At 51.9% G+C, this 7,933-nt stretch carries 7 protein-coding genes and 1 pseudogene; 4 read left to right on the top strand and 4 right to left on the bottom strand.

Features of this window, described 5'->3' with window-relative positions; all coding sequences use genetic code 11:
• Positions 1–178 precede the first annotated feature (178 nt).
• The gene (locus tag ACR0AJ_RS20885) at positions 179–1,324 is read right to left on the bottom strand and encodes a M24 family metallopeptidase (RefSeq protein ID WP_170352126.1); all 1,146 of its coding nucleotides are present in this window, start codon (positions 1,322–1,324) and stop codon (positions 179–181) included.
• 229 nt (positions 1,325–1,553) lie between these two features.
• Positions 1,554–2,495, bottom strand: coding sequence for a homocysteine S-methyltransferase family protein (locus ACR0AJ_RS20880; protein WP_480741838.1), 942 nt, complete (start codon positions 2,493–2,495; stop codon positions 1,554–1,556).
• A gap of 243 nt (positions 2,496–2,738) precedes the next feature.
• On the opposite strand from ACR0AJ_RS20880, the gene ACR0AJ_RS20875 reads away from it, so the two are divergent.
• Positions 2,739–3,143 carry a GFA family protein gene (locus tag ACR0AJ_RS20875; RefSeq protein ID WP_170352124.1) on the top strand — a complete coding sequence of 135 codons (405 nt, stop codon included), beginning with the start codon at positions 2,739–2,741 and terminating at the stop codon, positions 3,141–3,143.
• Here ACR0AJ_RS20875 and ACR0AJ_RS20870 read toward each other — a convergent pair.
• Positions 3,092–4,198: a class I SAM-dependent methyltransferase gene (locus ACR0AJ_RS20870; protein WP_480741837.1), complete on the bottom strand. Its 1,107-nt coding sequence runs from the start codon at positions 4,196–4,198 to the stop codon at positions 3,092–3,094. The two genes, ACR0AJ_RS20875 and ACR0AJ_RS20870, sit on opposite strands and share 52 nt — an antisense overlap.
• On the opposite strand from ACR0AJ_RS20870, the gene ACR0AJ_RS20865 reads away from it, so the two are divergent.
• From ACR0AJ_RS20865 to ACR0AJ_RS20855, 3 genes are all read left to right on the top strand, one after another.
• Positions 4,172–4,648, top strand: a complete 477-nt coding sequence (locus ACR0AJ_RS20865) for a DUF6653 family protein (protein ID WP_480741836.1) — start codon at positions 4,172–4,174, stop codon at positions 4,646–4,648. The genes ACR0AJ_RS20870 and ACR0AJ_RS20865 overlap by 27 nt on opposite strands.
• A gap of 248 nt (positions 4,649–4,896) precedes the next feature.
• Positions 4,897–6,219, top strand: coding sequence for a mechanosensitive ion channel family protein (locus ACR0AJ_RS20860; RefSeq protein ID WP_480741834.1), 1,323 nt, complete (start codon positions 4,897–4,899; stop codon positions 6,217–6,219).
• Positions 6,216–7,829 carry a mechanosensitive ion channel family protein gene (locus ACR0AJ_RS20855; RefSeq protein ID WP_480741833.1) on the top strand — a complete coding sequence of 538 codons (1,614 nt, stop codon included), beginning with the start codon at positions 6,216–6,218 and terminating at the stop codon, positions 7,827–7,829. The genes ACR0AJ_RS20860 and ACR0AJ_RS20855 overlap by 4 nt, the downstream gene beginning before the upstream one ends.
• Positions 7,830–7,838: 9 nt before the next feature.
• On the opposite strand, the pseudogene ACR0AJ_RS20850 reads toward ACR0AJ_RS20855, so the two are convergent.
• Positions 7,839–7,933 (bottom strand): annotated as a pseudogene (locus ACR0AJ_RS20850) (IS5/IS1182 family transposase); the annotation flags it as partial.

Raw genomic sequence — 7,933 nt, 5'->3', positions numbered from 1 at the left:
AAGACGCGCCATCTGCGCATCCGTCAGCCAGAAAAGATCAGACATGGTCACCGCTCGATTTTCGAACCGTGAATCACGCAGCCAAGCGGAAATCAATGGGTCCTGACCCTAAGACCCGGCTCGCCATTTCAGGCACTCGCCACGCCAATGCATTTAAAAGACTGCGTTGGTCAGAAGGTCAAAGGATAACGGCATCCAAGGACTTTGGATGTTCCGTTATTGCCTCCCAACCATCTTCGGTGATTATGAAACTGTCGCCAACCTGCGCACGAAATGTATCGACTGACACTGAACCATCAACAGCGAAAACCATCCCTGGCTGCAACACTGTCGTGTCGCCGGTGACGAGCTGTGGTTTCTCCAAAAAGCTATAGCCGGTCGCGCGACCACACCGGAACGGGTATTCAAAACCCGCCCCCTGGATAACCTCGGCATAGGCGGTATGCACACTTTCGGCGGTCACACCTGGGCGCAGCTCTGCCAGTGCGGCGGCCTGACTTGCCACGGCAACCTCATAGATATTCTCTTGTTGTTTGTCCGCCACCTCACCAATCCAAAAGGTGCGGTCAAAACCCAGTTTGAAGCGGTGAAAATTGGTCATGCCGCAAAAGCACAAAAACACCGGCTCGCCTCGTTTCATGATCCGGGTTGAGGCGCGATGATGGGTTTTGGTGATGGTGTCGCCCGACGCCATTATTTGCAGAAAATGAGTGTTGGGCGACATGTCCGCGTCATCGTAATGCGCCTCTAAAAGCTCGGCGGCCTTTCGTGTTCCAGCCTGGGACGTGGCAATCGCAACTTCGAACTCCGGCACTCCGTCTGCAATGGCGTCGCGTCCGGCGTCCATCATAGCGCTTGCAACTTGCCCGGCATGCCGGGCCAATTGAAGTTCCTGGGCGGATTTTATCATTCGCATTTCAGCCAATATCGGTGTGGCGCTGACCAGGTTTTCCACCGGGACCAACGTTTCCAGATATGTCCGCACAACAGGCGGCATGTGATCAGGCTCGATCCCGGCGCGCTTTGCCATTTTGACCGCTTTAGGCAGTTCCGATCTCCACTCTTCGCCCATACCGTCATTCCAGGCCGCGATACGATCAACATGAGCCGCCGAACGTGCCGCGTTCAGGTCTATTGTCGGCGTGATCAGCAGGCTTTCACCTGACTTGTGCACAACCAGGATGGTTGGACGCCCGAACTCCATATGCAGGTAGTCATAATAGCCCGTCAGATAATAAACGTTGTCGTCATCGGTGATGAGAGCAACGTCGATTCCGGCTTCTTGCATATGAGTGCGAAAGCTTGTCATCCTCCCAGCAAACATCGTCAGTCTCCATCCTGAAGGTATCAGTTGAGCTTCTCAAATTGAGTTGGTTGATCGAGACGGTAGAACACGTTTGGTCCAGGGTCTATAAAAGCAAAGTCAAGCACCTGTCATGACGCTTCGCCAGCATTTCATCGGAATTACTTCTCGGATCACTGTTTTTCCCGTTAAAGCCTATCATCAAGCTTCAACCATACGGTGATACGACGCCGTAAATAAAACAGCAGCGCTATCCGCGATCTACCTCCAAAGCCATTTCCCTTAGGTGTCGCATATCCGTACCGCAGCAACCGCCAAACACCCTGATAGACGGGTTCTTCCGCAGGACATCCGCAATTTCTTGGCTGAGCTGCACGGGATCTCCTTCATCCAAGGTATCGGCCTCATCCAGTTCTGCGTGCGAACAACTTGATGCATTGGCAACAACACCTTTGAGCCTTGGATGCGCGTTGAGCGCGTCGGCAAAGTGCGTCGGGTGTGCGCAGTTGACCATGTAGAACAGAGCCGCGCCGTCTGTTTCTGCTTCGATCTGGTCTATGGCATCAACAAGCTTGGTGCCGTCAGCCAAACAGCCATCGGTTTCGACGACCAATGACAAGATGATCGGTAAATCAATATCTCTTGCAGCCAGAACACAGCCAGCAGCCTCGCTTAGGCGGTTGAACGTGTACGCAGTCACCAGATCAACACTGGTTTCTTTCAGAACAGCAAGTTGCGCACCGTGGTAACTACGCGCCTGTTCAACTGTCATGGGCGGGACATCAGCGTAAGGATCGTATCTTGGGCCGACGCAGGCGGAAACCAAAACGTCATCCCGACCAGAAGCCTTGCGCACCTCCTCCATCAGTGCGACACCATCCTTGTTTACCTCACAAAGACGTTCAGCATCGTAGCCCAAAGGTGCAGCACGGTCGGCATTGGCCATCCATGTCGGTGCGTCGAGAATGCACCCAACACCCATATCGCCGGCCAATTGCACGAGCGCTTGCATTTGTCCGGCCAGAACAGCCCGGGTGTCAGGCTTCTCCAGCAAGGGAAACGACGCAAAACCCGGAAGCTCGATACCGTGATTAAAAATCAGGTCCGTACCTGTACCTGCATAAACCAAAAATTTCTTGTCACCCTCGCCTGGAAGTCTCCGCGCCATTTTGCACCCCTCGAACACCGGCATTACTCCGCAGCCACAATAACAATGATCAGATCTTCTGCAAAACCGAGGTGTTTACTTGTCCGTTCGGACGCTTTCTGAATTTGCGGTATCGGCTAGGCATATTTAAGCGCGAACCGCCGGAGATTCTGAACAAGCGTGGCTGTACCGTTCTAACCTATAGCCGGTCCTTGTTACCTCGGAGCGGCAGGTTCAAACTGACACAAAGGACCGGCCGTTCTATCCTTTCTAGGTGGAGGAGAAGACATGAGTGATAAGATCGAAGGCGGCTGCAAATGTGGGCTGGTGCGATATTCTGGAATTCGCTCTGACCTTCCGATGTTTCGATGTCACTGCCGAGATTGCCAGCAGCTCACCGGCTCGGGACATTCAGAGATGGTGCCACTTGTGGCCAAATCTGTTTCGATTGGTGATGCGCTCAAAACATTCGAAATGGCAGGAGGATCAGGGTTGTCGACCTTTAGCGGGTTTTGCCCGAACTGCGGCTCACCGCTGATCCGTAGAAGTGAACGGATGAGTGACTGCATCTACGTCCATGCGGCATCAATGGACGATCCCTCCAAGTATCATCCGGCGAAATCGATCTACAGCGAAGCAGCTCAGGCTTGGGACGAAGCAGTGATAACAACTGAAGGGGCAGGCACAAAATAACCTCGAATGTCTTTGTTTACTTCCGCCTGAACGCGCGTTGCCAAATCCGCGCGTATTGCATCACGCCGTTCTTTCGGCTGACGCTTGAGGAGCGATGCCGCACGCACTGCACCCCCATCAAAAACATCAAAAAGCATCTTAGGATCTGAAACGCACAATTCGCTTGCAACATCGATAAGCCGCACATTGCGGAAACCTGCATTTTCGACCATTGGTTTGGCAATTCCGCTGTCTACGAGCATGTGCGCATCCGGGCCCGCAGGCAGAGAAATGGATGGGTCGGCCAAGCGTTCAACAGCATCGAACAGCCAGCCAAACGCGCCAACTGATCCTTTGCCACGCCAAATCGAGAAGGCAACTCTACCGCCCGGTTTCAGCACTCTGTTTACTTCTCTCAGACCGCGTTCGGGGTCTGGAAAATGTGGGACGCCGAACCCGATTGTGACCGCATTAAAGCTGTGATCTGGAAACTCCATTGCCATTGCATCGCCCTGAACGAACCGCGCAGTTGGAACAGCTGATTGGGCAAGCTCAATCATCGGTTCAGAGAAATCCAAGCCCGTTACATCCGAGCCGCGGGCCACAAGTTCTGCTGCCACGACACCGTGTCCGGTGCACAGATCAAGCGCTTTGCAATTCGGCCCGGCAGCGACTTCGTCTGCAAGCTTTCTGGCAACCAGGCGCGTCGCCATTTCAAAGCCGTCGGCATACCCTTTAGCAATAGACGGATCCGCCCACCCTCGGCGTTCCATTTTCTCAAAGTCCGCTGTATCAGTCACTTCAGCCCCCAAAGCTCCAAAATGTGGCAAGGATACACTCAAGCAAGGTTCGGGCCAGATTTGTTTTTCAAGCCTTGTCAGGATCGATCCGGATACTCGCCATGTAATCGCGAGTGCCTGATCTTTATTAAAGCACGAGACTTGAAAGCGGTTGTGATCCGTAGTGGATGGATTCAATCTCAATAATGGGTTTGCAGTTTCTGGAGTGACCCGATGGACATAGTTCGACTTTCCGAACGCCTCATGGGCATGAAAGACGAAGTTTGGTTGCGGCATACAAACCCTTGGTCGGTCTGGACCCGCGTGCTGACACCGCTGCCCCTTTTGGCGCTGGCGATCTGGAGTCGGGCGTGGATTGGTGGTTGGGCATGGGTTGCCGTCGGCGTGGTTTTGGTCTGGGTCTGGATCAATCCGCGTGCGTTCTCCCGACCCAAGACCTTCGAAAGCTGGTCAGCCCAAGGTGTATTGGGCGAGCGTGTCTGGCTGCGATACCAAGACAAGATTGCAGCTCATCATATTAGAATGGCCAAAGCACTTGCCTATGTCAGCGGATTGGGTTTGCTGCCGTTTGCATACGGTCTTTGGGCGTACGACTTAGGAGCCACATTCCTTGGCATTGTTGTGATCTCGGGCGGCAAGATGTGGTTTGTGGATCGCATGGCGTGGATCTGGAGCGACTTTCTGCGTGATGGTGGGTCGTTGGAAGACCTGGCGGCTGGGACGTAGGCCCAGTCACTTATCTTTCTACGGCAGCCGCCAAAGTAGTGGCCCAATTTTAGGGGGCAAAGACAATCGACGATTTGCAATGAATTGGTAGTTCGCTTTTTTGAACAACCATCCTTCCGAACCAAGTGGATGTGAAGCTGTTTTTTCAGACGGTATTTGTCACAACAGAATATTCGATTTTGAATATAAAAGTGGATTCATGGCACCCCTGTATGTTCTCCTTAGCGATTAAAGAGGGGGACGGATAAATGAGACGACTATTCAATATCGGGCCAATTTGGCTATTTCTTTGCATGGTGACCCTCACAGGCGCTTTTTCTGCCAACGCCCAAGAAACGACGGATGCGCAGGAAGCTGTCGAAGTAGAGCAAGACGAACTTCTTGATGAGGTCGTTGATACATCCATTTCGGGCGAAGATTTGGAGATCCTGCTTGTTCCGTTGACAGCAGATGAGCTTTCCGAGGTCGCAGGCACTTGGCAAGGTATTGTGCGGTCGCAACTCGAAGAGGTCGCCCAGATTAATCTCGGTCTTCGGACAGCAAGTGGGGAGCAAGAAAACGACCTCCGGTCACAATTGGCGTCCCTAAGTGACTCAGGATCGGCGCTTTTGAACAACTATCGGTTGGTGCTTGAGGCGTGGACACTGAAAGGGGCCAAGGCAGAAGACCTGCAACCCCATTCCGACTACATCCTTGCATTAAAGGCAGGGGCGCTCAAAACAACGGACTTTCAGACACTAATTCAAAATGCTTGGGCCTGGTTGTTCTCCTGGGAAGGGGGCGTGGGCCTTTTGATGGCTATTTTGGGTGTTTTGCTCGCCGTGTGGGCCATGATGTTTGTCGCCCGAATGGTGCGCCGTGTCACCGAACGCGGTTTAGAAAAAATTCCGACTATTTCGAGGATGCTGAAGAGATTCATCGCCACAGCAGTATTCTGGGCTGTGTTCGTTCTTGGGATACTCGTTGTCTTGGCCTTATTTGGAGTGAACGTCACTCCGCTTTTTGCCGTTCTTGGTGGCTTGTCTTTCATCCTGGGCTTCGCGCTTCAGGAAACCCTAGGCAATCTTGCGAGTGGTCTGATGATCATGGTTTTGAAGCCATTTGATACCGGTGACTACATTCAAGTCGGAGGATCATCCGGCTTTGTGGATGAGATGTCTGTGGTTTCAACCAAAATTCGTACGTTCGACAACCAAATCATTATCGTCCCGAACAGTAAGATCTGGGGAGACGTGATTACCAACGTCAGCGCCTCGGAAGAACGCCGGGTCGATCTGGTTTTTGGCATCGCTTATACAGACAACGCGGCGCAAGCAATCGATGTTCTCAAAGAACTGGTTTCAAAACACGAGCTCTGTTTGAAGACACCCGAGCCCGAGGTTTTCGTCGGCGAGCTGGGAGACAACTCTGTCAATATCTTCTGTCGCCCGTGGTCCAAATCTGACGATTACTGGACCGTCTATTGGGACCTGACAGGGCAAGCAAAGGAGCGGTTTGACGTAGAGGGGATTTCGATACCTTTCCCACAGCGCGATGTTCACCTGATACCCGTAGAGGGAGCAAAGTCATGAGAGCTTTTGTAGTTTGGTTCACGACTGTTTTGTTTGCCAGCAGTGTCGCGTTCGCCCAGTCAGAAGAACCGCTTGTTCCGACTGAAGAAAGAGAAGATTCTGAATTTGTTGCTCCAGTGATTGTAGATGGGGAGGAACTGTTCGTCGTTCGTGGTTCGAGTGCCCTTCCTGCAACTGAGCGGGCCGACAAGGTTGCTGAGCGCCTTTCTGAGGTTGGCGACGCTTCTCAGAGTTCGAGCATAAATGTTGAAATCATGGACTCTGAGTTCGGGAAACTCATTAGAGCCGATGGCCAGATGATTACAACGACGACCCAAGCGGATGCCGAATATGAACAGATGGACGTCGAGAGTTTGGCCGCACTACAAGCCGAGGCTATTGAAACCGCGATCCTGCAATATCGTGAAGCGCGATCCAATGAAGGGCTAGTAGACAGCGCGATTGTTGCCGTTGCCTGGACAGTCATATTCGCGCTGGTTTCCTACGGTTTCTTTGCTAAACGGCGAAAGCTGTTGGACTACATCAGAAGCAACTTGGAAAAGAGAGCAGAAGGTTTTGAGGAAGCCACAAAATCGCTTCTAAGAAGCAAGGCTATTGCCTCCATCATCGTTTACGCATTCCACGTTTTGATGTGGGTCTTCTTCCTCTTTTTCTTCTATTACTACCTTTCCTTAGTTCTGCTTTCTTTCGCGGAAACACAGGGCCTAGCCCAAATCCTGTTGAAATATGTCAGTGAACCGCTGGTCACTGTGGTTTTGGCCATTGTCGGGTACATTCCCAATCTGATCATGCTTGCGATTATAGCCGCTGTGACTCGGCTGGGAATTCGAGGCCTCGATCTTTTCTTCGAAAACATTGAGAGCGGAGCCTTTGAGCTAAAGGACTTCGAGGATCATTGGATTGCACCAACAAAAATGCTGTGCAGGGCTTTGTTCATCGTTATCGCGTTGGTGTTTGCATACCCTTACATTCCTGGTTCCGACTCTCGCGCCTTCCAAGGTTTGACTATTCTTGCCGGCATCATGGTTTCGCTGGGATCCAACACAGTTGTTTCAAATATGATGGCCGGTCTGTTTGTCATCTACAGACGCAGCACTAATGTGGGTGATCGAATTCAGGTCGGTGACAAGATAGGCGACGTAACAGAGATCAAACTGATGGAAACACTCATCAAATCGATCAAGAACGAGATGATCAGCATTCCAAATGCCCAGCTGCTCAATTCCGAAGTTGTGAACTACTCACGCAAAGTGGATGGTCGGGGGCTATTGGTGCACACGACGGTGGGGATTGGCTACGAGGAGCCTCCCAAGAAAATCAAAGCGATGCTGATTGAGGCTGCACACCGAACTCAAGGGCTGAGAAAGAGCCCGGAGCCATTTGTGCTTTGGACCCAGTTGGCAGATTACGCGATCAACTATGAAATCAACGCGTACACTTCTCGTGGATCGAGTTTGCCAAAAATCTTGTCGGATCTTCGTGAGAACATTGTCGATGTTTTTAATGAAAACGAAACTCAAATAATGACTCCGTCTTACATCGCTGATCCGCCGGAACCCAAAATACCTTCAGCTGATTGGGATGGTGAGCTTGCTCACATATCTGACTAGGGTCAGGACTCATAGCCAATAGATAACGAGTGCTGCGAGGACGATTGCTGACAGGAAGACCTTCGGGCACCTGTCGTAGCGGGTTGCCACACGCCGCCAATCCT

Source organism: Ruegeria sp. CJ9 (assembly GCF_056536625.1).
This window is presented reverse-complemented; position numbering and strand designations above follow the sequence as displayed.